This window comes from Isoptericola sp. MSGPD8_1_ISO-PGPR-S23-394 (assembly GCF_058072785.1).
Genome location: NZ_CM176517.1, coordinates 304,202 through 323,766 on the forward strand (window position 1 = coordinate 304,202; position 19,565 = coordinate 323,766).

21 protein-coding genes are annotated in these 19,565 nt (G+C 74.6%); 6 read left to right on the top strand and 15 right to left on the bottom strand.

Annotated features, from left to right (window positions below):
- Window positions 1-8: 8 nt before the first annotated feature.
- The 4 genes from AC3RJ8_RS01390 to AC3RJ8_RS01405 form a co-directional block, all read right to left on the bottom strand.
- Window positions 9-848 (bottom strand): CPBP family intramembrane glutamic endopeptidase, encoded by an 840-nt coding sequence (locus AC3RJ8_RS01390; RefSeq protein WP_489714189.1) that lies wholly within the window; start codon window positions 846-848, stop codon window positions 9-11.
- A 105-nt stretch (window positions 849-953) separates the two neighbouring features.
- Window positions 954-1,244 (bottom strand): type II toxin-antitoxin system antitoxin, encoded by a 291-nt coding sequence (locus AC3RJ8_RS01395; protein ID WP_489714190.1) that lies wholly within the window; start codon window positions 1,242-1,244, stop codon window positions 954-956.
- Window positions 1,241-2,188, bottom strand: coding sequence for an SPFH domain-containing protein (locus AC3RJ8_RS01400; protein ID WP_489714191.1), 948 nt, complete (start codon window positions 2,186-2,188; stop codon window positions 1,241-1,243). The genes AC3RJ8_RS01395 and AC3RJ8_RS01400 overlap by 4 nt, the downstream gene beginning before the upstream one ends.
- Window positions 2,189-2,245: 57 nt before the next feature.
- Complete coding sequence (locus AC3RJ8_RS01405) at window positions 2,246-3,469, bottom strand: cation:proton antiporter domain-containing protein (protein ID WP_489714192.1); 1,224 nt, start codon at window positions 3,467-3,469, stop codon at window positions 2,246-2,248.
- A gap of 162 nt (window positions 3,470-3,631) precedes the next feature.
- Between AC3RJ8_RS01405 and AC3RJ8_RS01410 the strand changes: the two genes are divergently transcribed.
- Genes AC3RJ8_RS01410 through AC3RJ8_RS01425 form a run of 4 tightly spaced genes read left to right on the top strand, consistent with a single transcriptional unit; the run spans window position 3,632 to window position 6,369 of the window.
- Complete coding sequence (locus AC3RJ8_RS01410) at window positions 3,632-4,345, top strand: hypothetical protein (protein ID WP_489714193.1); 714 nt, start codon at window positions 3,632-3,634, stop codon at window positions 4,343-4,345.
- Entirely contained in the window at window positions 4,338-4,637 is a 300-nt protein-coding gene (locus AC3RJ8_RS01415; protein ID WP_489714194.1) for a transcriptional regulator, read from the top strand. Before AC3RJ8_RS01410 ends, AC3RJ8_RS01415 begins: the two co-directional genes overlap by 8 nt.
- Window positions 4,634-5,560 (top strand): ABC transporter ATP-binding protein, encoded by a 927-nt coding sequence (locus AC3RJ8_RS01420; RefSeq protein WP_489714195.1) that lies wholly within the window; start codon window positions 4,634-4,636, stop codon window positions 5,558-5,560. Before AC3RJ8_RS01415 ends, AC3RJ8_RS01420 begins: the two co-directional genes overlap by 4 nt.
- Window positions 5,557-6,369 (top strand): ABC transporter permease, encoded by an 813-nt coding sequence (locus AC3RJ8_RS01425; protein WP_489714196.1) that lies wholly within the window; start codon window positions 5,557-5,559, stop codon window positions 6,367-6,369. The genes AC3RJ8_RS01420 and AC3RJ8_RS01425 overlap by 4 nt, the downstream gene beginning before the upstream one ends.
- 63 nt (window positions 6,370-6,432) lie before the next feature.
- Here AC3RJ8_RS01425 and AC3RJ8_RS01430 read toward each other — a convergent pair whose 3' ends face one another.
- The 3 genes from AC3RJ8_RS01430 to AC3RJ8_RS01440 form a co-directional block, all read right to left on the bottom strand.
- Entirely contained in the window at window positions 6,433-8,889 is a 2,457-nt protein-coding gene (locus AC3RJ8_RS01430) for a heavy metal translocating P-type ATPase (RefSeq protein ID WP_489714197.1), read from the bottom strand.
- Between the two features lie 170 nt (window positions 8,890-9,059).
- Entirely contained in the window at window positions 9,060-9,380 is a 321-nt protein-coding gene (locus AC3RJ8_RS01435) for a heavy-metal-associated domain-containing protein (RefSeq protein ID WP_407320213.1), read from the bottom strand.
- A gap of 28 nt (window positions 9,381-9,408) precedes the next feature.
- Window positions 9,409-9,744: a metal-sensitive transcriptional regulator gene (locus AC3RJ8_RS01440; protein ID WP_407320214.1), complete on the bottom strand. Its 336-nt coding sequence runs from the start codon at window positions 9,742-9,744 to the stop codon at window positions 9,409-9,411.
- Window positions 9,745-9,844: 100 nt separating this feature from the next.
- Here AC3RJ8_RS01440 and AC3RJ8_RS01445 point away from each other — a divergent pair, with 100 nt between their 5' ends.
- Complete coding sequence (locus tag AC3RJ8_RS01445; protein ID WP_489714198.1) at window positions 9,845-10,033, top strand: helix-hairpin-helix domain-containing protein; 189 nt, start codon at window positions 9,845-9,847, stop codon at window positions 10,031-10,033.
- Between the two features lie 39 nt (window positions 10,034-10,072).
- Here the strand turns inward: AC3RJ8_RS01445 and AC3RJ8_RS01450 are convergent, their stop codons facing one another.
- The 6 genes from AC3RJ8_RS01450 to AC3RJ8_RS01475 form a co-directional block, all read right to left on the bottom strand.
- Window positions 10,073-10,600 (bottom strand): HU family DNA-binding protein, encoded by a 528-nt coding sequence (locus AC3RJ8_RS01450; RefSeq protein ID WP_489714199.1) that lies wholly within the window; start codon window positions 10,598-10,600, stop codon window positions 10,073-10,075.
- A gap of 175 nt (window positions 10,601-10,775) precedes the next feature.
- The gene (gene hemL, locus AC3RJ8_RS01455; RefSeq protein WP_489714200.1) at window positions 10,776-12,158 is read right to left on the bottom strand and encodes a glutamate-1-semialdehyde 2,1-aminomutase; all 1,383 of its coding nucleotides are present in this window, start codon (window positions 12,156-12,158) and stop codon (window positions 10,776-10,778) included.
- Window positions 12,159-12,210: 52 nt separating this feature from the next.
- A complete protein-coding gene (hemB, locus tag AC3RJ8_RS01460; RefSeq protein WP_489714201.1) occupies window positions 12,211-13,224 on the bottom strand; it encodes a porphobilinogen synthase in 1,014 nt (337 codons plus the stop codon).
- Window positions 13,221-13,967: a uroporphyrinogen-III synthase gene (locus AC3RJ8_RS01465; protein WP_489714202.1), complete on the bottom strand. Its 747-nt coding sequence runs from the start codon at window positions 13,965-13,967 to the stop codon at window positions 13,221-13,223. The genes hemB and AC3RJ8_RS01465 overlap by 4 nt, the downstream gene beginning before the upstream one ends.
- A complete protein-coding gene (gene hemC / locus AC3RJ8_RS01470) occupies window positions 13,964-15,016 on the bottom strand; it encodes a hydroxymethylbilane synthase (protein WP_489714203.1) in 1,053 nt (350 codons plus the stop codon). The genes AC3RJ8_RS01465 and hemC overlap by 4 nt, the downstream gene beginning before the upstream one ends.
- Window positions 15,017-15,188: 172 nt before the next feature.
- Entirely contained in the window at window positions 15,189-15,824 is a 636-nt protein-coding gene (locus AC3RJ8_RS01475) for an isochorismatase family protein (protein WP_489714204.1), read from the bottom strand.
- Window positions 15,825-15,935: 111 nt separating this feature from the next.
- Here AC3RJ8_RS01475 and AC3RJ8_RS01480 point away from each other — a divergent pair, with 111 nt between their 5' ends.
- The gene (locus tag AC3RJ8_RS01480) at window positions 15,936-16,913 is read left to right on the top strand and encodes a GlxA family transcriptional regulator (protein WP_489714205.1); all 978 of its coding nucleotides are present in this window, start codon (window positions 15,936-15,938) and stop codon (window positions 16,911-16,913) included.
- Between the two features lie 50 nt (window positions 16,914-16,963).
- Here AC3RJ8_RS01480 and AC3RJ8_RS01485 read toward each other — a convergent pair whose 3' ends face one another.
- Window positions 16,964-18,424, bottom strand: a complete 1,461-nt coding sequence (locus AC3RJ8_RS01485) for a protoporphyrinogen/coproporphyrinogen oxidase (protein WP_489714206.1) — start codon at window positions 18,422-18,424, stop codon at window positions 16,964-16,966.
- Window positions 18,421-19,524, bottom strand: coding sequence for a uroporphyrinogen decarboxylase (hemE, locus tag AC3RJ8_RS01490; protein WP_489714207.1), 1,104 nt, complete (start codon window positions 19,522-19,524; stop codon window positions 18,421-18,423). The genes AC3RJ8_RS01485 and hemE overlap by 4 nt, the downstream gene beginning before the upstream one ends.
- Window positions 19,525-19,565: the final 41 nt, after the last annotated feature.

Genomic DNA, 19,565 nt, shown 5'->3' on the forward strand with positions numbered 1-19,565 from the left:
GCGAGGGGTCAGGTGATCCCGAGCGCCGCGCGCCACTCGGCGGGAACCAGCGCGTATCCGACGAACGCGACGACGTCGAGCAGGGTGTGCGCGACCACCAGCGGCAGCACCCGGTGCCGGCCCCAGCGGGACGTGTAGAACCACGAGAAGACGATGCCCATCACCACGTTGCCGAGGAACGGCCCGATCCCCTGGTAGAGGTGGTACGAACCGCGCAGGAGCGAGCTCGCGACGATGATCTGCAGGCGCGTCCAGCCGAGGTCCGTGGTGCGCTCGGTGAGGTAGGCGACGGCGATCACCTCCTCGAGGAGGCCGTTCTGCAGCGCGGCGAGGACCAGCACGGGGACGGTCCACCAGGCGGCGTTCAGCGCGCTGGCCTCGACGCTGACCGTGATGCCGAGAGCGCGCCCGAGCGCGTAGAACGCCAGGCCCGGGATGCCGATGGCGGCGGCCAGGGCGAACCCCCAGGCGGTGTCGCGGCCGGGCCGGGCGGCGTCGAGCCCGATGCGGCGCAGGGTGCCGGGGCCCCGTGCGCTGAGGAGGTACACCGCCAGCGCCACGGGGAGGAGCGCGAACGCGATGCCGAGGAGCTGGTAGACCAGGTCGAGGTACGGGCGTGGCGAGCGGGACGCGTTGAGCGTGGCGCTCTGGTCGGCGAGCGCGGTCTCGGCCGTCAGCCGGGCGACGATGTTGACGACGGCGTAGACGGCGCTCTGGCCCAGGCTCAGGCCGAGGACGATCCAGATCTCGGCACCCGTCCGGCGGCGTGCGTGCCGGGTACGCGCCGGGGCGGCCGGGTCGGGCGGGGCCCATCGGGTGGTCGCGGCCGGGGCGGTGGAGTCGGGCACGCCGCCCAGCGTAGGCGCGCACCTCGCTGTGGGTATGGAATCTCCCGTTCTCGCGGACGGAGACCTGGAGATTTCATACCCACAGCGATGGGGCGGAGCCGGGGGTCAGGACTGCGGGTCCGACGGCGGACGGCCGGGTCGCCGCGGGGGTCGCACGTCGCGTGGCAGCCGGCCGGCGTCGTGGAGCGCGCGCCGCAGCAGCAGGTCGATCTGGGCGTTGACGCTGCGCAGGTCGTCCGCCGCCCACCGGGCGAGCGCCGCGTGGACCGCCGGGTCGAGCCGCAGGAGCACCTGCTTGCGGGACGGTCGTCGTGCTGACGGCGGCACCGCCCCGGGCGCGCCGGAGCCCTCGGGCGGGTCGTCCCCGCCCGAGGGAGCGTCCGCGGAGGTCGTCACTGGTACAGGGACCCCGCGTTGACGACCGGGGTGGCGCGGCTCTCGCCGCACAGGACGACGAGCAGGTTGGAGACCATGGTGGCGCGGCGCTCGTCGTCGAGGGTGACGACGTCCTCGGCCTCGAGACGGTGCAGCGCCGTCTCGACCATGGAGACCGCGCCGTCGACGATCCGCTCGCGGGCCGCGATGATCGCGCCGGCCTGCTGGCGCTGGAGCATGGCTTGGGCGATCTCGGGGGCGTAGGCCAGGTGCGAGATGCGGGCCTCGACGACCTCGATGCCGGCCACGGCCACCCGCTCGGCGACCTCGGCGGCGATCTCGTCGGAGACCAGCTCGGTGGCGCCGCGCAGCGACTCGACGCCGTCGCCGCCGTCGTACGGGTGGGACATGGCGACGTGCCGCAGCGCGGACTCGGACTGCACCACCACGAAGTCGTCGTAGTCCTCGACGGCGAAGCTCGCCCGGGCGGTGTCGGCGACCTGCCAGACCACGATGGTCGCGATGTTGATCGGGTTGCCGTCGGCGTCGTTGACCTTGAGCTCGCTGGTCTCGAAGTTGCGCACGCGCACCGACACCTTGGACCGGGTGGTGACCGGCACAGCGAGGACGAGCCCGGTGCGCCGCACCGTGCCGAGGTAGCGGCCGAAGAGCTGGACGACGAGGGTCTCGCCCGGGCTGACGACGGAGACGCCGGTCAGGAGCAGGACGCCGACCGCGGTGAGCAGCACGCCGGGGACCACCCCGGCGGGGCCGGCGGCGACGATCGTCACGATGCCGAGGCCGACCAGGGCGACGGCGAGGAGCACGCCCAGCACGGCACCTCCGGTCCCGAGCGACCACGCCTCGCGTTCCGTGACGTCGACGCGGGTGCCGGCGTGGCCGACGGGTCGGCCGGTGGGCTCGCCGGCGACGGCCTCCTGCGGGGGTGTGGCGGTCTCGGGCACGGTTTCCTCCTCGCGGCCGGGTGGCCGCTGCATCGTCGATATCAAAGTGATATCACATTACGGCGACCGAGAACCAGCCTGTCGGGCGAAGACGCGCACGAACGGCGCCGCCGTCGTGCCGTGCACGACCGTGCTGCACGCGACCAGGAGCATCCCGACGGCGACCAGCCGGGGGTCGTCCACGCCCTGGTCACGGGCGTGGAAGACGGAGAACACCGCCGAGACGCCCATGGGCCCGAACCACCCCGCGAACGCGGCCTCCCGGCGGTCGAGTCCGAGCGCCGGCGCCAACAGCAGCACCGTCGGCAGTCGGCGCAGGAGCAGGACCCCGACGGTGACGAGGGCGAGGGGCGGCCCGAGCGCGGCCCAGTCCGCCCACGGCAGCGCCGCCCCCACGAGGGCGAAGAACGGGACGACCGCATACCGGTTCACGGCCTCGTCGACCATGTCCTGCTCCTCGCGCGTCGAGCGGTCCGTGCTCGCGCCGTAGGCGACGCCGGCCACGAAGACCGCGAGCACGCCGTCGGTGCCGGCGAGCCGGGCGAGTCCCAGGGTGGCGAGCGCGAGGAGCAGGGTGAGCACGAGCCTCGGGCCGGCCGCGAGGTCGTGCTCGCGCGAGGCGCGCCGTCGTCCTGCGGCGGTGGCGACGCCCGCGACGACGCCGATGGCGGCGGCACCGAGGACCTGCCACACGAGATGGAGGGCCTCCTCGCCCGGGTGCCGTGCCGTCAGGGCGAGTGAGGCGGCGATCGCGACGAGCGGGAGGGCGAGGCCGTCGTTGGCGCCGCTCTCCGCCGTGAGCAGCGCACGCAGGCGCTGGGGCAGGGACGTCTCGGCGACGTCGCCGGTCACCACGGAGGCCGCGAGCACGGGGTCCGTGGGGCTCAGGCAGGCGCCGACCACGGCGGCGAGCGCGAGGGGCAGCCCGAGGGTCAGCGACAGCGCGCCGGAGATCACCGCGGCGAGGGGCATGACGACGAGCAGCATCCAGTCGACCGGCCGCACCAGGTCACGGAGCGTTCCGGTGGGAAAGCGCAGCGCCGCGGCCATGACGGAGGCGGCGAGCAGGAGGCGGGACGACTCGAGCAGGAGGGTGTCGCGCTGCGCCTCGGTCCAGCCGAGGGCGCCGGAGCCGCCCAGGATCCCGGCCCGGGCCAACACGATCCCGAGCACGAGCCCGACGAGCGGTTCGGTCACGGGCAGCGACCGCAACCGGCGGCTCAGCAGGGCCAGGACGACGCTCGCCACACCGATCGTCGCGTACAGCAGCGGCAGCTCCATGCCGGTTCCCCCTCGCGTCGGACGGCCGTCGATGTCCTCGCACGCTAGGCGAGCTGCCCGCCGGTCGCAGGGGGTTGTGCCTGTGACGTGCCTGTGGGAGTCTACAAACAAGTTTGCAACACAAACCCCAGTTCCGTACGAGTCACCGAGAGAGGCATCCTGATGGCGACGCACGAGCACGACGACGGCGCCGCACCCGCGGCCGGAGGTCCGGCGCTCGACCCTGCCGAGTCGCTGCGTCTCATCGAGGAGTCCCAGCAGCATGCCCGGTCGGCGACCGAACCCGACGGGCGCCTGCTGTACCTCGTGTGGGGCGTCGCGTGGGTCGTCGGCTACCTCCTGCTGTGGTGGAGCGTCCCGCCGGGCGGCGGCTCGCCGAGCGGTCTCGCCTTCACCGCGTTCTTCGCCCTGCTCGCCGCCGCTGTCGCGATCACGATCGTGCACAGCGTCGCCCGCGGTGCCGGCACCCGCGGACCCAGCGCCCGCGTGGGCATGATGTACGGCTGGTCCTGGTGCCTCGGGTTCCTCGCCTACCCGTTCGTCATCAGCGGCATCGCCCGCGCCGGGGCGTCCGACGAGGTGATCGGCCTGGTGGCCAACGCCCTCGCGTGCGTCGTGGTCGGCCTCATGTACCTTGCCGGCGGCACGTTCTTCGGTGACAACCGCCTCTACGTGCTCGGCCTGTGGATCCTGCTCACCGGCGGTATCGCCACCGTCGCCGGGATGCCCGCCACCTACCTCGTCATGGCGTGCGCCGGTGGAGGCGGTTTCCTGGTCATGTGCGCTGTCGAGGCCGTCCTCGTCGCCCGTCGACGGCGCCGCGGCCGAGCGGCCGACGTCCCCTCCGTCGTCGGACCGGGGACCAGCGATGACTGAGCTCGACACCGTCATCCACGCTCCGGCGCGGCTGCGGGTCGTCTCGACGCTGGCCGCGCTGCCGGCGGGCGACGAGATCGTCTTCCCTCGGCTGCAGAAGCTGCTCGGCATGACTGCGGGCAACCTGTCGACCCACCTGCGCAAGCTCGAGGACGCCGGCTACGTCCGCGTCTCCAAGTCGCACGCCGGGCGCAAGCCCGTCACCTACCTCGCGCTGACCACGGACGGCCAGCGCGCCTTCGAGGACTACACGACCACCCTCACCGCACTGCTGAAGGGACCAGGAGCATGACCGTCATCACCGTCGACGGCGTCACCCGGAGATTCGGGGACGTGGTCGCGCTCGACGACGTCTCCCTCGACGTCGGCCCCGGCGAGCTCGTGGGGCTCCTCGGCCCCAACGGCGCCGGCAAGTCCACCCTGCTGTCGCTGGTCAGCGGCCAGCGCAAGCCCGACCGCGGCACCGTGCGCCTGCTGGGCGGCGACCCCCGCGACGCGGCCAGCCGGATCGGCCTCGGCATCACCCCGCAGGAGACCGGCCTGCCCGCGACCCTGCGGGTGGGGGAGGTCGTCGACTTCGTCGGCGGGCACTTCCCGCACCCGGTCCCGACGGCGGAGCTGCTGGAGCAGTTCGGGCTCACCGAGATGGCCCGCAAGCAGACCGGCGCGCTCTCCGGCGGGCAGAAGCGCCGGCTCGCCGTCGCGCTGTCGCTGGTCGGCAGGCCGCGCGTGGTGCTGCTCGACGAGCCGACCACCGGGCTGGACGTCTCGGCCCGCCAGGCGCTGTGGGACGCGATCCGTCGCTACCACGCAGATGGCGGCACCGTGCTGCTGACGAGCCACTACCTCGAGGAGGTCCAGGCGCTCGCCGAACGCGTCGTGGTCATCGACCACGGTGTGGTGCGTGCCGACGACTCGCTCGACGCGATCCTCGACCGCGTCGCGCTGCGGCGCGTGGTGCTCACCTGCGCCGCCGACCTGTCCGCGTGGCCCGGCGTCGTCCGTACCGAGGGAGCGGCCGGGCCGGCGTCGGCCTCCGACGACGGGACGCGGCAGTCGCTGTTCACCCCGGACGCCGACGCCCTGGTCCGTGACCTGGTGCGTGCCGACGTCGACTTCCGCGACCTGGAGATCCGGGGGGCCAGCCTCGAGGAGGCATTCGCGGAGATGGTCGACACCGACGTGCCGGCACCGATGGAAGGAGCGGCCCGATGACCACCCTGCACACCACCTCACCCGGGGCGACGTCGGCGGGGACCGCGCCGCGGACCGTGAGCGCTGTCCGCCTGGCGTGGCTGCACCTGAGGTTCCAGTTCCTCGAGACGGTGCGGATCCCGATGGCCGTCATCGGCAACGCGCTGTTCCCCGCCCTGGCGATGGCGTTCTTCGTGGTGCCGCAGCCGGAGGTCGCGGGCAACCCGGCATTCGCCACGATGGCCGTGGCGGGGCTCGCCCTGTTCGGCGTGTGCTCCGCGAGCCTGTTCACGTACGGGCTCGGGGTGGCGGAGGACCGCGCGCTGCCGTTCGACCCGTTCGTGCGGTCGTTGCCGGCCGGGCCGGGACCGCGCATGGTGGCACGCGTGGGCAACGGCGGGATCTTCACGCTGTTCGGCCTGGCCCCGCTGATCGTGGTGGCGTGGCTGTTCACGGACGCCGCGGTCACCGCGCCGGAGCTGGCGGCCGGGATCGGCACGATCCTGCTGACGTCGGTGCCGTTCGTGCTGCTGGGCATGGGGATCGGCTACTCGCTGACGGCCAAGGCGGCCCTGCCGGTCGTCCAGGTGATCCTGTTCCCGCTGGCGTTCGCCGGCGGGCTGTTCCTTCCGCCGATGATGTTCCCGGCGTGGCTGGACACCCTGTCCCAACTCACGCCCACGCGCGCCGGACGTGACCTGCTGGTGCAGGCGCTCACGGGCATGGAAGCCAACCCGTGGGCGTGGCCGGTGCTCCTCGGGTGGACCGTCGTCTTCGCGGTGCTGGCGGCCTGGGCCTACCGCCGCGACGAGGGTCGTCGCTTCCGCTGACCTCCTGGCCGCTCGCTCTGCGCTGTGGGTATCTCATACCCACAGCGCAGAGCGGGGCGAGGGTCAGCCGGCGCGGCGCAGCCGCAGCGAGTTCGTCACCACGATGACCGACGAGGCCGCCATCGCCGCCCCGGCGATCATCGGGTTCAGCAGCCCGGCGGCCGCCAGCGGGATCGCCGCCACGTTGTACGCGAACGCCCAGAACAGGTTCTGCTTGATGACCCGCAGGGTTCGCCGGGACAGCCGGACGGCGGTCGCCGCCGCCCGCAGGTCGCCCCGCACCAGCGTGATGTCGCTCGCCTCGATGGCCACGTCCGTGCCGGTCCCCATCGCGAGCCCGAGGTCCGCGGTGGCCAGCGCCGCGGCGTCGTTCACGCCGTCGCCGACCATCGCCACCGTCCGGCCCTCGGCCTGGAGCCGAGCCACGACGTCCGCCTTGTCGGCGGGCAGGACGCGGGAGATCACCTCGTCGATGCCCACCGCGGCGGCCGCGGCCCGGGCCGCTCCCTCGGAGTCTCCCGTGAGCAGCACCGGGCGCAGCCCGAGCTCGCGCAGCTCGGCGACGGCCTCGGCGGAGGTCGGCTTGACCGGGTCGCGCAGCACGAGCGCCGCGCGCGCCGTCCCGTCCCAGGCCACGACGACGGCGGTCGCCCCGTCGTCCTCGGCGCGTCCGACGGCGTCGCGCACGTCGTCCGGCACGCGCACGCCCGCGTCGTCGAGCCAGGTCAGGCGCCCGACCGTGACCCGCCGCGCACCGAGCCCGGTGCTGCCGGCGCCGAGCCCCGAGTGGGCCGACCGGACGACGGCCTCCACACCGCCGCCGGGCGTGGAGCGGAAGTCGAACACCTGCAGCGCGCCGATGCTGACGCCGTCGGCGCCGGTCCCCGTGGAGCTGTCAGAACCAGCACGCTGTACACCGCCACGAGGTTCTGACAGCTCGGAGGAGGCGATCGCCTGGGCGATCGGGTGCTCGCTGCGGTCCTCGACGACGGCGGCGTACCGGAGCGCCTCGTCCGCGGACACGCCCGCGGTCGGCTCCACGCTCTCCAGGGCCATCGCGCCCTGGGTCACCGTGCCGGTCTTGTCGAGCACCACGGTGTCGACGCGACGGGTGGACTCCAGGACCTCCGGTCCCTTGATGAGCACGCCGAGCTGGGCACCGCGCCCGGTGCCGACCAGCAGCGCCGTCGGGGTCGCGAGCCCCAGCGCGCACGGGCAGGCGATGATCAGCACCGCCACGGCCGCCGTGAACGCGAGCTGGACGTCCGCCCCGGCGAGCAGCCAGCCGGCGAGCGTCAGGACCGCGAGCACCAGGACGATCGGCACGAACACCGCCGAGATGCGGTCCGCGAGCCGCTGGACCGGCGCCTTGCCCGTCTGGGCCTGCGACACCAGTCGTCCGATCTGCGCGAGCGTGGTCTCCTCGCCGACGCGGGTGGCACGGACCAGCAGGTGCCCGGAGCTGTTGACGGTGGCGCCGGTGACAGGGTCGCCGGGGGCGACGTCCACGGGGACCGGCTCGCCGGTCAGCAGCGAGGTGTCGACGGCGGACGAGCCCTCGACCACCTCGCCGTCGGTGGCGATCTTCTCGCCCGGCCGCACCGCGAACAGGTCGCCGGGGCGCAGCGCGGCGACGGCCACCCGCTCGGTGACCAGGGCGCCGTCGTCGCGGCGGGTGGGGGCACCGCCGGGCCCCGCGGGGACCCGCTCGGCCTCCTTGGCGCCGAGCTCGAGCAGCGAGCGCAGCGCGTCGCCCGCGCGCCGCTTGGAACGGTGCTCGGCGTAGCGGCCGGCCAGCAGGAACGTCGTCACGACGGCGGCGACCTCGAAGTAGAGCTCGGGGGTGGCCCCGTGCTCCCCAGAGGGCAGCAGCGAGAAGCGCATCGTCATGCCGATCTCGCCGGCGCCGCCGAGCAGCAGGGCCCACAGCGACCACAGGGTCGCCGCGATCACGCCGATCGAGACGAGGGTGTCCATGGTGGATGCCCCGTGCCGGGCGGCACGTGCCGCCGCGGTGTGGAACGGCCAGGCGCCCCACGTGACCACGGGCAGCGCCAGGGCGGCGACGACCCACTGCCAGCCGGCGAACTGCCAGGCCGGGACCATCGAGAGCAGCACGACGGGCACGGTGAGGGCCGCCGCGACGCGGAGCCGTCGGCGCAGGTCGTCGCCGCTGTACTCGGTGTGGACGTGGCCGCCGGTGTGCTCGCCGGTGCCCGTGTGGGCGTCGTGGGCGGACGGGGTCTGGTCGACGGGTGCCGCGGCGCGCGACCGGGTGACGGACGCGGTGTACCCGGCGGCGGCGACGGCCTGCACGAGGTCGGCGTCGGTGACACCGTCGGGACGGCGCACGTGCGCGCTCTCGAGCGGCAGGTTCACGGTGGCTTCGACGCCGGGCAGCCGCGTGAGCTTCTTCTCGACCCGGGCGACGCACGAGGCGCACGTCATGCCCTGGATGGCGAGGTCGACCTCGGCCTGCGGCGCGGCCGGGGCGGTGGAGGAGCTGTGGGTGGTGTTCATGGGTGACTCCAGGATGGTGCGGTACGGCGGAGGTCACCGGCGACGGGCCGTGGTGGCGGCCGTCGGGGGTCGGGGCGCCGGTCGGGGCCGGCGCGGCGCGGAGTGCCTGCACGGTCCGACGGCGGTGCGTCGGTCCCGTGGGTCGGCAGGCGGTCCGCGGGGGAGGGGCTTTACTCGTCGGCGCCGAAGCGGCGCGCGGCGTCGTCGTGGGCCTGCTGGCGGGCCGGGGCCTGCTCGGCGTGCTGCTCCCGCAGCGCGTTCGGCTGCACCGTGAGCGACGCGACGGCGTAGCCGGCCTCGTCGACCGCGTCGCGCAGGGCCTGCTCGTCGAGGGGCTCGTCGGAGAAGACGGTCGCCTCGGACTCGCCGCCGGCCGCGAGCACGATGCTCACGTGCTCGACACCGTCCACGGACTCGAGCTCGCTGGTGACGTGGGCGACGCAGTTGCCGCAAGTCATGCCGGTGACGCCCAGCGTGGTGACGGTGCTCATGGGGTGCTCCTTCGTTCGGTGGTGGTGGTCAGCTGCGGACGAGGCGGCCGATCGCGGCGGACGCCTCCTTGACCTTGGCGGCCCCGGCATCGTCGGACTCGCGGGCGGCATCGACGACGCAGTGCCCGAGGTGGTCCTCGACCAGCGCGAGGCTGACCGACTGCAGCGCCTTCGTCACGGCGGACACCTGCGTGAGGATGTCGATGCAGTAGACGTCCTCGTCGATCATGCGCGCGATCCCGCGCACCTGTCCCTCGATGCGACGCATGCGCTTGAGGTACGCCGCCTTGTCGCTGGCGTAGCCGTGCGGGCCGTCGTGCGGCCCGGGCGACGCGACGTGCTCGTGCTCTGCGGTCTCGGTCATGCCACCACCATACCCCCGGGGGGTACATTGTCAAGAGGCGGGAGCTAGCCTGGGAGTGGACGAGCCGACCCGGCCACGCTGGGGCAGGACGGAGGACGAGATGCCCGACGACGACGCGGGCCCGGTGTTCGACGGTGTGCGCATCGGACGCCCGGCGACAGGCGCTCTGCGGCATGCCGGATACCGCACGCTCGACGAGCTGCCCGCCGCGCTCGACGAGCTGCTGGCCCTGCACGGCGTCGGGCCGAAGGCCGTCCGGCTGCTGACCGAGGCGCGCGCAGACCGCTGAACGAGAAGAGCCGGTCCGGGCCGCGAGCCCGGACCGGCCTCACTTCTTCCGGGCCTTCTTACCCTTCTTCGACTTCTTCTTGTCCTTCGTGGACCCGCTCTTCGAGCTCCCCTTCGAGCCCTTCGTGGAGTCCTTCTTCGACGTCTTCTTCTTTTTCCCGCCGGACGTGCCGTCGGCCGTGGCCTTCGCGGCCTTGGCGACCTTCGTGGACTGCGCGCTCTGCGCCTCGGCGGTGGCCGCCGGGACGGGCCGGCGCGCCGTGCCCGGCGTGCGTGCAGCCGTCGGACCCTCGGCGTCGGCGACCTTGGCCTTGAAACCCGCCCCGATCCGGAACCGGGGCACGACGGCGGCCGGCACGTCGACGGTGGCGCCCGTGCGCGGGTTCCGGGCGGTCCGGGCGGCGCGCGACGTGCTGTCGAACGTGCCGAACCCGACGAGCGAGACGCGCTCGCCTCCCGCGACACCGTCGACGATCGACTCGAGCACGGCGTCGACGTGCCGCCTGGCCTCGGCGGGGCTGCTGCCCGCGCGCTCGGCGACGGCGTGGACGAGCTCGGCCTTGTTCATGCGTACCTCCGGTGTCGTCGTCGGCACCTGCCGGCCTGTCTCGATCGACGATGCGACCGGTGCCAGTGCCCGACCCATTGAAGCGCGAAGTCCGGCCTGCGTCACCGACCTCGGCGGGTGAGCCGCGGAACGCCGCGGCCCGACGGTCCGCCTCGTCGCTGGGACCGCGGGACGCTCAGGAGCTCGCTGCGGCTGCCGCCCGCGCGCCGGCCGGTAGGGCGTCGAGGATCCGGTTCACGGCGGTGTCGTCGTGCGCCGCCGAGCAGAACCAGGCCTCGAACACCGACGGCGGCAGGTTGACCCCGGCGTCGAGCATGGCGTGGAAGAACGGCCCGTGCCGGAACACATCCTGCGCCTGGGCGTCCGCGTACGAGGCGACGCCGTCGCGTGCGGCGCTCTCGCCGAAGAACACGGAGAAGAGCGACCCGACGCTCTGGACCCGGTGCGGCACGCCCTCGGCGTCCAGCGCCTCGTGCAGCGCGCCGGAGACGGCGGAGGCCACCTCGGACACCCGCGCGTACACGGCGTCGTCGGCGAGTCGCAGCGTCGTCAGACCGGCAGCCACCGCCACCGGGTTCCCCGACAGCGTGCCCGCCTGGTACACCGGACCGCTCGGCGCGAGCTGGTCCATGATCACGGCCGGCCCCCCGAGCGCGGCCACCGGCATCCCGCCGCCGACGACCTTGCCGAACGTGAACAGGTCCGGCGTCCAGACGTCCTCGGCGGCCCGCCCGGCGTTCTCGAAGCCCCAGTACCCGGCCTCGCTGACGCGGAACCCGGTGAGCACCTCGTCGAGGACCAGCAGCGCACCGTGCTCGGCGGTGATCCGGCGCAGCCCGGCGTTGAAGCCGTCCGACGGCGGCACCACCCCCATGTTGGCGGGCGCGGCCTCGGTGATGACCGCGGCGATCCGGTCGCCGTGCTCGGCGAAGGCCGCCTCGACGGCGCCCAGGTCGTTGTACGGGAGCACGAGCGTCTCGGCGGCGGAGGCCTCGGTGACGCCGGCGGTGCCCGGCATCGACAGCGTCGCGACGCCGGAGCCCGCCTCGGCGAGCAGCGCGTCGACGTGCCCGTGGTAGCACCCGGCGAACTTGACGACCAGCGGCCGGCCGGTCACGCCGCGCGCGAGCCGGATCGCCGTCATCGTCGCCTCCGTGCCGGTGGACACCAGGCGGACGCGTTCCGCGGCGGGGACCCGCCGTCGAACCTCCTCGGCGAGCTCGATCTCGCCCACCGTGGGCGCGCCGAACGACAGCCCCCGGGCGGCGGCCTCCTGCACGGCGGCGATGACCTCGGGGTGCGCGTGGCCCAGCAGGGCCGGACCCCAGGACCCCACGAGGTCGACGTACTCGCGCCCCGCCACGTCGGTGACGTACGGGCCACGTGCCGACGCGAGGAAGCGCGGGTCGCCACCGACCGACCCGTAGGCCCGCACCGGGGAGTTGACCCCGCCCGGGATGGCGCCCTGCGCGCGCAGGAACGCCTCGTGGTTGTCGGCCGGGGACGTGCTGGTCACCAGCGCCGTCTCGATGTGGCCGAAGCCTGCCGTGTCCGTCATCGTCGTCCTTCCGTGGGGTTGCTGCGGCGTGCGTGGTGGACCGGGGCTCGAGTCAGTCCAGCCACTCAGCGATCTCGAGCGCCCAGTAGGTGAGGATGACGTCGGCCCCCGCGCGCTTGATGCCGAGCACCGACTCCAGCACCGCGGTCTCCCGGTCGATCCAGCCGTTCGCGGCCGCCGCCTCGATCATCGCGTACTCCCCGGAGACCTGGTAGGCCGCCACGGGCACGTCGGAGCGGTCGGCGACGCCGCGCAGCACGTCGAGGAAGGAGCCGGCGGGCTTGACCATGACCATGTCCGCACCCTCGGCGATGTCCAGGTCCGCCTCGCGCAGCCCCTCGCGGGCGTTGGCGGCGTCCATCTGGTAAGTGCGCCGGTCGCCCTGCAGCGCCGAGTCGACGGCCTCGCGGAACGGGCCGTAGAACGCGCTGGCGTACTTCGCGCTGTACGCGAGGATGCTCACGGACTCGAAGCCCGCGTCGTCGAGCGCGTCGCGGATCACGGCGACCTGCCCGTCCATCATGCCCGACGGCGAGACGACGTCCGCGCCGGCCTTCGCCTGGGCGACGGCCATCGCCGCGTACCGCTCGAGCGTGGCGTCGTTGTCCACCGTCCCGTCGGTGTCGAGGACGCCGCAGTGCCCGTGGTCGGTGAACTCGTCCAGGCACGTGTCGACCATGACGACGGGACCGGGTCGTCGGGCCGCCGGGTCCTCGGCCTCGACCGTGGCGACGGCCTCCCGGGCGATCCGGGTGCCCCGCTGCAGGATGCCGTCCGCGTCCGCGGCCTGGGTGCCGAGGGCGTCGCGCACGGCCGGGATGCCGAAGAGCATGACGCCGCCGACGCCGGCGCGCGCCGCCGCCGCGACGGCGTCGTGCAGGGTGGCCTCGGTGTGCTGCACCTGCCCGGGCATGGACGAGATCGGGACGGGTTCGTCGATGCCCTCCTTGACGAACAGCGGCAGCACGAGGTCGGCCGCGTGCAGGCGGTGCTCGGCGACGAGCCGTCGCATCCGTGGTGTGGTCCGCAGCCGGCGCGGCCGGTAGACGATGCCGGAGGTGCTCATGGCGCTCCTTCGCAAGCAGTGGTGACGGCGGCCGCGAGCGCGGCGTCGGTGGGGTGGTCGGCCAAGGCGGCGACCGTGAGCCCGGCCGCGTGGGCGGCCTCGGCGGACGGCCGTCCGATCGCGACGACCGGGGTCACGGTGCCGTGCTGCGCCGCGATCTCCCGGGCGACGGACCCGGAGGTCACGACGACGACGTCGTAGCGGCGGCGGGCGACGTCGTCCGGCAGGTCGGAGCGCACGGTGCGGTACGCGGTGACGACGTCGGGCTGCCAGCCGAGGGCGGCGAGGCCGTCGTGCAGCGTCGGCCGGGCGCGGTCGCCGAGCGGGAGCAGGACCCGGGCCGGCCGCCCGGAGGGTGCCGTGAACGCCGCGACGAGCCCGTCGGCCGAGGCCTCGTCGGGGACGAGGTCCGCGGTGAGGCCCACGTCCTCCAGCGCCCGGACGGTCGCCGGTCCGACGGCGGCCCACCGGACGGGGGCGGCGGTGAGGGACCCGTCCCCGGTGCCGACGGTGCCGACGAGGGCGCCGACGGCGTTCACGCTCGTGATGACCACCCAGGAGTACCGCCCCGCGACGACGTCGGCGACGGCGGTCGCGAGGGCCGCGGGATCCTCGGCCGGTGCTCGCTCGATGACGGGAGCGACCACCACCTCCGCACCGGCGGCACGCAGCAGGGCCGCGAGCCCGGCGGCGCGCTCGGGGGAGCGCGGCAGGAGGACGGTCCGCCCCGTCAGGTCGATCACGCGCCCTCCGGGTCGTCCGTCCCGGTGGGCACCCGGGTGGGCTCCGGCGGTGCGGGCTCGGCGGGGGAGAGGGGGGCGAGGCGAGCAGCACCGTCGGCGAGCAGCCGCTCGGCGACCCGGACCCCCAGGGCACGGGCGGCGTCGTCGGCGGCGGCGAGCGCGACGGTGGGGGAGATCTCGACGCGTGCGGTGTGCTTGAGCTGCTCCGTGCCGTCCAGGGAGGCGACGACGGCGGAGAGTGCCAGCGCTCCTTCCTCCAGCCGTGCGTAGGCCCCGATGGGGGCGGCGCAGCCGGCCTCGAGCCGGGCGAGGACGGCGCGCTCGGCGGTGGTGGCGAGGCGCGTGGGCCGGTGGTCGAGCGCGGCGAAGGCATCGGCGAGCGCGGTGCTGAGCCCGGCGCCGTCGTCCGGCACGAGGTCGCTGCTGCGCGCCTCGACGGCGAGCGCGCCCTGCCCGGGCGCCGGGGCGACGACCAGCGGGTCGAGCACCTCGCTGACCACCTCGGTGCGGTGCAGGCGGGTGAGACCCGCGAACGCGAGCACGACGGCGTCCAGGTCGGGGTCCGGGCCGAGCGCGCGGGCGAGCCGCGTCTCGACGTTGCCGCGGATGTCGACGATCTCCAGGTCGGGGCGGGCGGCCTGCAGCTGGGCGGCGCGGCGCGGCGACCCGGTGCCGACCCGCCCGTTGCGGGGCAGCGTGTCGAGGGTGCGTCCGTCGCGGGCGCACAGGGCGTCGCGGGGGTCCTCGCGCTCCGGGGTGACGAACGTCAGGCCGGGCGCGGGCGTCGTGGGCAGGTCCTTGAGGGAGTGCACCGCGATGTCGCACCGGCCGGTGCCGAGCGCGTCGCGCAGGGCCGTGACGAACACACCGGTGCCGCCGAGCGATGCGAGGGAGCCCGTCTTGACGTCACCCTCCGTCTTGATCCTGACGAGCTCGACCGGCCGGTCCAGGAGCTCCTCCAGTCGGCGCGCGACCAGCCCGGACTGGGTGGTCGCCAGGGCGCTGCCGCGGGTGCCGAGGCGCAACGGTGCGGTTCCGGGGGTGCTCACCCTCCCAGTCTCTCGCGAACGCACCCGCCGAAGACAACCCGTGCGGCCGTGCGGCCATGAGAGGTCTCTCACGTCCTTGCCACGACGCCCTCGTGCACCGTCCCTGGCGTGACGGTCACGGAGCCGCACCGCGCCCCTCTGCGTCCGGGGCGGTCGAATCGACCAGGAGCGGTCAGCGCCGGGCGCGCTCGGCGCCTGCCACGGCGGAGGTGCCGAGGTCGCTCTGGGGCAGCGGCAGGCCGGCCGTGACGGCGTCGAGCCAGGCAGACGTGTCGGCGACGGCCGCCCAGTTCGAGTGGAGGATCGTCATGAGCGTGGTGTGCACGGACCGGGCGTCGGCGAAGCCTGCGTCGTTGTCGATGTCGATGGCGCCGGTGGCGTCGGACAGCACCTCGGCGGACAGTCCGTGCGTCTCGGCGTCGGCGGCCGAGGAGATCACGCAGTTGTTGGTCATGTAGCCGACCAGGGTGATGGTGTCGACGTCGTGCTCGCGCAGCCAGGCGGGCAGATCGGTGCCGGCGAACACGGTGCCGTACTGCTTGACGACCGACTTCCAGGCCGTGGTGCGCCGGCTCTCGACCTCGGGGTGCAGGCGGAAGCCCTCCGACGTGGGGTCGAAGACGGGCGCACCCTCGGCCGTGACGTGCTGCACCGCGACGACGGGGATGCCGGCGGCGGCAGCGCCGTCGATCGCACGGGCGATCTGCGGCAGGGACTCGCTGTGCGGCGGGTGCTGGATCTCCAGCGGCCCGCCGAAGTACTCCTGCTGGACGTCGACGAGGACGAGGGCGCGGCGTGGGGTGGTCATGGGTCAGTACTCCTCAGGGGGGCGGAGGCGTCGCGGTGCGGACGCCACCTTGATCCTCACTGCTGACGGCCACCGGGGCCACTGGCACTCGTGCGCATCTACGATGGATCCGTGCCAACTCCTGCCGAGCCGGTCCGCATCGCCGTCCACGCCTTCGACGGCGTCTCGATGTTCCATCTCGCCGTCCCCCAGCTCGTGTTCGGAGAGGTCGCACGCCAGGGTCTCGGTGACTGGGGCACGACGCTGTTCTCCGACCGTGCCGGTGCGGTCCGCACCGCCGAGGGCTACCGCCTGTCGGGCGTCGACGGACCCGGCGCTGCCGAGGACGCCGACGTCGTGGTGGTGCCCTCGTGGCACGAGGACGCCCGGCCCGTCGGTCCGACGCTGCGCCGGTCCCTGCTCCGTGCGCACGCCCGTGGCGCGACCGTCGTCGGTCTGTGCCTGGGGGCCGTGGCCGTGGTGGACACCGGGCTGCTGTCCGGCCGCTCGGCCGTGACGCACTGGCAGGCCGTCGACGCGCTCGACGCGCGGTGCCCCGACGTCACCGTCGACCCCACGGTCCTGTACATCGACCACGGCGACGTGCTCACCTCGGCGGGCACCGCCTCGGGGATCGACGCGTGCCTGCACCTGGTCCGCAGCCGGCTCGGCGCGACCGTCGCCAACCAGGTCGCCCGGCACCTCGTCGTGGCACCGCACCGCGAGGGCGGCCAGGCGCAGTTCATCGACCGTCCCCTGCCACCGAGCCCTGCCGGCGACCCGGTCTCCGGCGTGCTGGAGTGGGCGCTGCGGCACCTGGACGAGCCCTTGACCGTCGACCGCCTGGCCGGCGTGGCACACATGAGCCGCCGCACCTTCATCCGGGCGTTCCAGGCCACGACCGGATCCACGCCGGCCGCCTGGGTGCGTTCCCGCCGGCTCGACGAGGCGCGCCGCCTGCTCGAGACCACCGACCTGCCCGTGGAGCAGGTCGCGGCGGCCTGCGGCTTCCGTCACGCCGTCACGCTGCGACAGAGCTTCGCCGCCGCCTTCGCCACCTCGCCCTCGGAGTACCGGCGCCGCTTCGACGCCCGCAGCGAGCCCGTCTGACGGCCCGCGCGTCGTCGCACCGGTCAGGTCGTCCTCGTCGACGCGGTCGGCTACAGGCCCTCGACCGCCGCCTGGGCGTGCGCGACGATCGAGGCCAGCCCGGTGCCGGCGACCCAGCCCCCGGTGACGGCGAGGCCCGGGATCTGCCCGACGGCGGCGCTGAGCGCCGTGACGTCCGTCCGGTACGCGGGGGTCGGCGGGGGCAGGGCGCCGTCCCACCGCTGCCGCAGGTGGTCGCGCACGCGGTCCCCGACGGGCACACCCAGCAGGGCGGAGGCGTCCCGGGCCGCCTCGGCGACGTCCGGCGGGCGGGTCTCCTCCCCGAGCCGGCCGTACGACAGCCGCACCACGTGCATGCCCTCCCCGGCGGCGGCCCGCACCCGGGCGGCCAGCCACGGCCACTTGGCGGTCGAGTGCGTGAGCGCCTTGGCCCGGACGTCCCCGGTGCCGGCGGTCGCACCCGGCCCCACGAGCAGTCCCGACCCGCGCGGCGCCTGGTCCAGCTCCGGGGCGTCCAGCAGCAGCGTCACCAGCCACACGTCGGCCCCGGGCTCCGGTGCGGGGACGACGCCGGTCCACGTCTCCAGCAGCGGCCCGACGGCGGGGGTGGTCACCACCAGGCGCGGAGCGGACACCGTGTGCAGCGACCCGCGCCCCCCGGCGACCCCCGCGGCGGTGGCCCGCGAGCGCACGAGCCAGCCGCCGTCGTCGGTCCGCTCGACGCCCACGACCTCCTGGCCGAGCCGCAGCGTGGTGTGGATGGGGCCGGTCGCGTCGGTGACCGGGGTGTCGGTCCAGAACTCGGCGCTCGCGGCGATCTGCCCGGCCAGGGCCTCGACGACGGCGTGCATCCCGCCGTCGATCCCGCGGACGGCGGAACCGGCCGGTGCCGCCGCGCGCAGGGCGCCCACGGCGCGGGTGAGCGACCCCTCCACGGCGAGCCGGTCTCGCAGGCCGGGGGCGACGGCCGCGACGGCGAGCCGGTCGAGCGGGGCCGAGTGCACGCCCGTGGCGACGGGTGCGACGAGGCGCTCGGTCGCGCGGACCCCGAGCCGGGCACGCGCCAGCGAGCCGAGGTCCTCCGCGGAGGCGCCGACGAACCGGGGCAGCACGCGGTCGAGCGACGCGCGGGCCACGCCGGCCCAGCCGATCGCCCGGCGCACGTCGGGCGCCCAGGGCACGGAGGGGATGCCGAGCACACCGGACCTCGGCAGCGGGAAGGCCTGCTCGGCGGCGTACCCCCAGGCAGACAGGGCAGCGGGTTCGACGACGTCGAGACCCAGCTCTCCGGCCAGCTCGCCGACGGCGGTGCCGCGGGCCGCGAAGGACTCGGCGCCCAGGTCGATCGGCACGCGCGGCAGGGACTCGAACGCGCCGCCGCGCACGGGACCGCCGAGCCGCGTGGAGGCCTCGAGGACCACGGTGCGCAGGCCGCGCTCGATGAGCGTGCGGGCAGCGACCAGCCCGCCGATCCCGCCGCCGACCACGACGGCGTCGACCTGCTGGCTCACAGCGAGTGGACGAGCTCGACGACCCGCGTGAGCACGGTCGGATCGGTGCTGGGCGGCACGCCGTGGCCCAGGTTGACCACGTGGCCGGGCGCCGCGCGGCCACGCTCGACGACGTCGCGCACGTGCGCCTCCAGGGCCGGCCAGGGGGCCCCGAGCAGCGCCGGGTCGATGTTGCCCTGCACGGGGACGTCAGCGCCGAGCAGCGCCGTCGCCTCGTCGAGCGGCGTGCGGTAGTCGACCCCCACCGTGGGGTGCGTCAGGCCGGCGTCGCGCAGCACGTCGCGCATCGCGGGCAGCAGGTGGCCGGTGCCCGTGCCGAAGTGGATGCCCGGCACCGGCAGGTCCGCGACGTGCCCCAGGGCGCGGGTGGACGACGGCGCCACGTGCTGCAGGTAGTCGGCGAGCGACAGCGACCCCGCCCAGGAGTCGAAGAGCTGGACGGCACTCGCCCCGGCGAGCACCTGGGTGCGCAGGAAGCGTCCGGTGAGGTCCGCGGTCCACTCGGTGAGGCGGCGCCACGTCTCCGGGTCGGCGTGCATGAGGGTGCGTGCGGCGAGGTGGTCGCGGCTCGGGCGACCCTCGACGAGGTAGGCGGCCAGGGTGAACGGTGCGCCGCCGAACCCGATGAGCGGCGTCGTGCCCAGCTCGCCCACGGTCCGCTCCACGGCCTCCGCGATCGGGGCCAGCGCGTCGTCGTCGAGGCCGCGGGCGACGAGCTCGTCGACGTCCTCGGCGGTGCGGTACGGGCGGTCCATGACCGGCCCGACGCCGGAGGCGATCTCGACGCCCACCCCGGCCAGCTTGAGGGGCACGACGATGTCGCTGAAGTAGATGGCCGCGTCGACGTCGTGCCGTCGCACGGGCTGCAGCGTGATCTCGGCGGCGAGCTCCGGGCGCAGGCAGGACTCCAGCATCCCGACACCCTGTCGCAGCTCGCGGTACTCGGGCAGCGAGCGGCCCGCCTGCCGCATGAACCAGACGGGGGTGCGGGCGGGACGGCTGCCCCGCAGCGCGGTGACCAGCGGGGACGTCGCCGTGCGCCCGTCGGCCAGGGGGTGGGAGGCGGGCAGGTTGCTGACGTTCGCCGTGGTGGATGTCACGGTCCACGATTCTGCCCCGAGTGGGCACAGATCATAAAGTG

Bases quoted from the DNA above. Each gene is read 5' to 3' on its own strand.
- AC3RJ8_RS01405 (WP_489714192.1), bottom strand. From the start codon at position 3,469: ATGGAGCTGCCGCTGCTGTACGCGACGATCGGTGTGGCGAGCGTCGTC.
- AC3RJ8_RS01410 (WP_489714193.1), top strand. From the start codon at position 3,632: ATGGCGACGCACGAGCACGACGACGGCGCCGCACCCGCGGCCGGAGGT.
- AC3RJ8_RS01415 (WP_489714194.1), top strand. From the start codon at position 4,338: ATGACTGAGCTCGACACCGTCATCCACGCTCCGGCGCGGCTGCGGGTC.
- AC3RJ8_RS01420 (WP_489714195.1), top strand. From the start codon at position 4,634: ATGACCGTCATCACCGTCGACGGCGTCACCCGGAGATTCGGGGACGTG.
- AC3RJ8_RS01425 (WP_489714196.1), top strand. From the start codon at position 5,557: ATGACCACCCTGCACACCACCTCACCCGGGGCGACGTCGGCGGGGACC.
- AC3RJ8_RS01430 (WP_489714197.1), bottom strand. From the start codon at position 8,889: ATGAACACCACCCACAGCTCCTCCACCGCCCCGGCCGCGCCGCAGGCC.
- AC3RJ8_RS01435 (WP_407320213.1), bottom strand. From the start codon at position 9,380: ATGAGCACCGTCACCACGCTGGGCGTCACCGGCATGACTTGCGGCAAC.
- AC3RJ8_RS01440 (WP_407320214.1), bottom strand. From the start codon at position 9,744: ATGACCGAGACCGCAGAGCACGAGCACGTCGCGTCGCCCGGGCCGCAC.
- AC3RJ8_RS01445 (WP_489714198.1), top strand. From the start codon at position 9,845: ATGCCCGACGACGACGCGGGCCCGGTGTTCGACGGTGTGCGCATCGGA.
- AC3RJ8_RS01450 (WP_489714199.1), bottom strand. From the start codon at position 10,600: ATGAACAAGGCCGAGCTCGTCCACGCCGTCGCCGAGCGCGCGGGCAGC.
- hemL (WP_489714200.1), bottom strand. From the start codon at position 12,158: ATGACGGACACGGCAGGCTTCGGCCACATCGAGACGGCGCTGGTGACC.
- hemB (WP_489714201.1), bottom strand. From the start codon at position 13,224: ATGAGCACCTCCGGCATCGTCTACCGGCCGCGCCGGCTGCGGACCACA.
- AC3RJ8_RS01475 (WP_489714204.1), bottom strand. From the start codon at position 15,824: ATGACCACCCCACGCCGCGCCCTCGTCCTCGTCGACGTCCAGCAGGAG.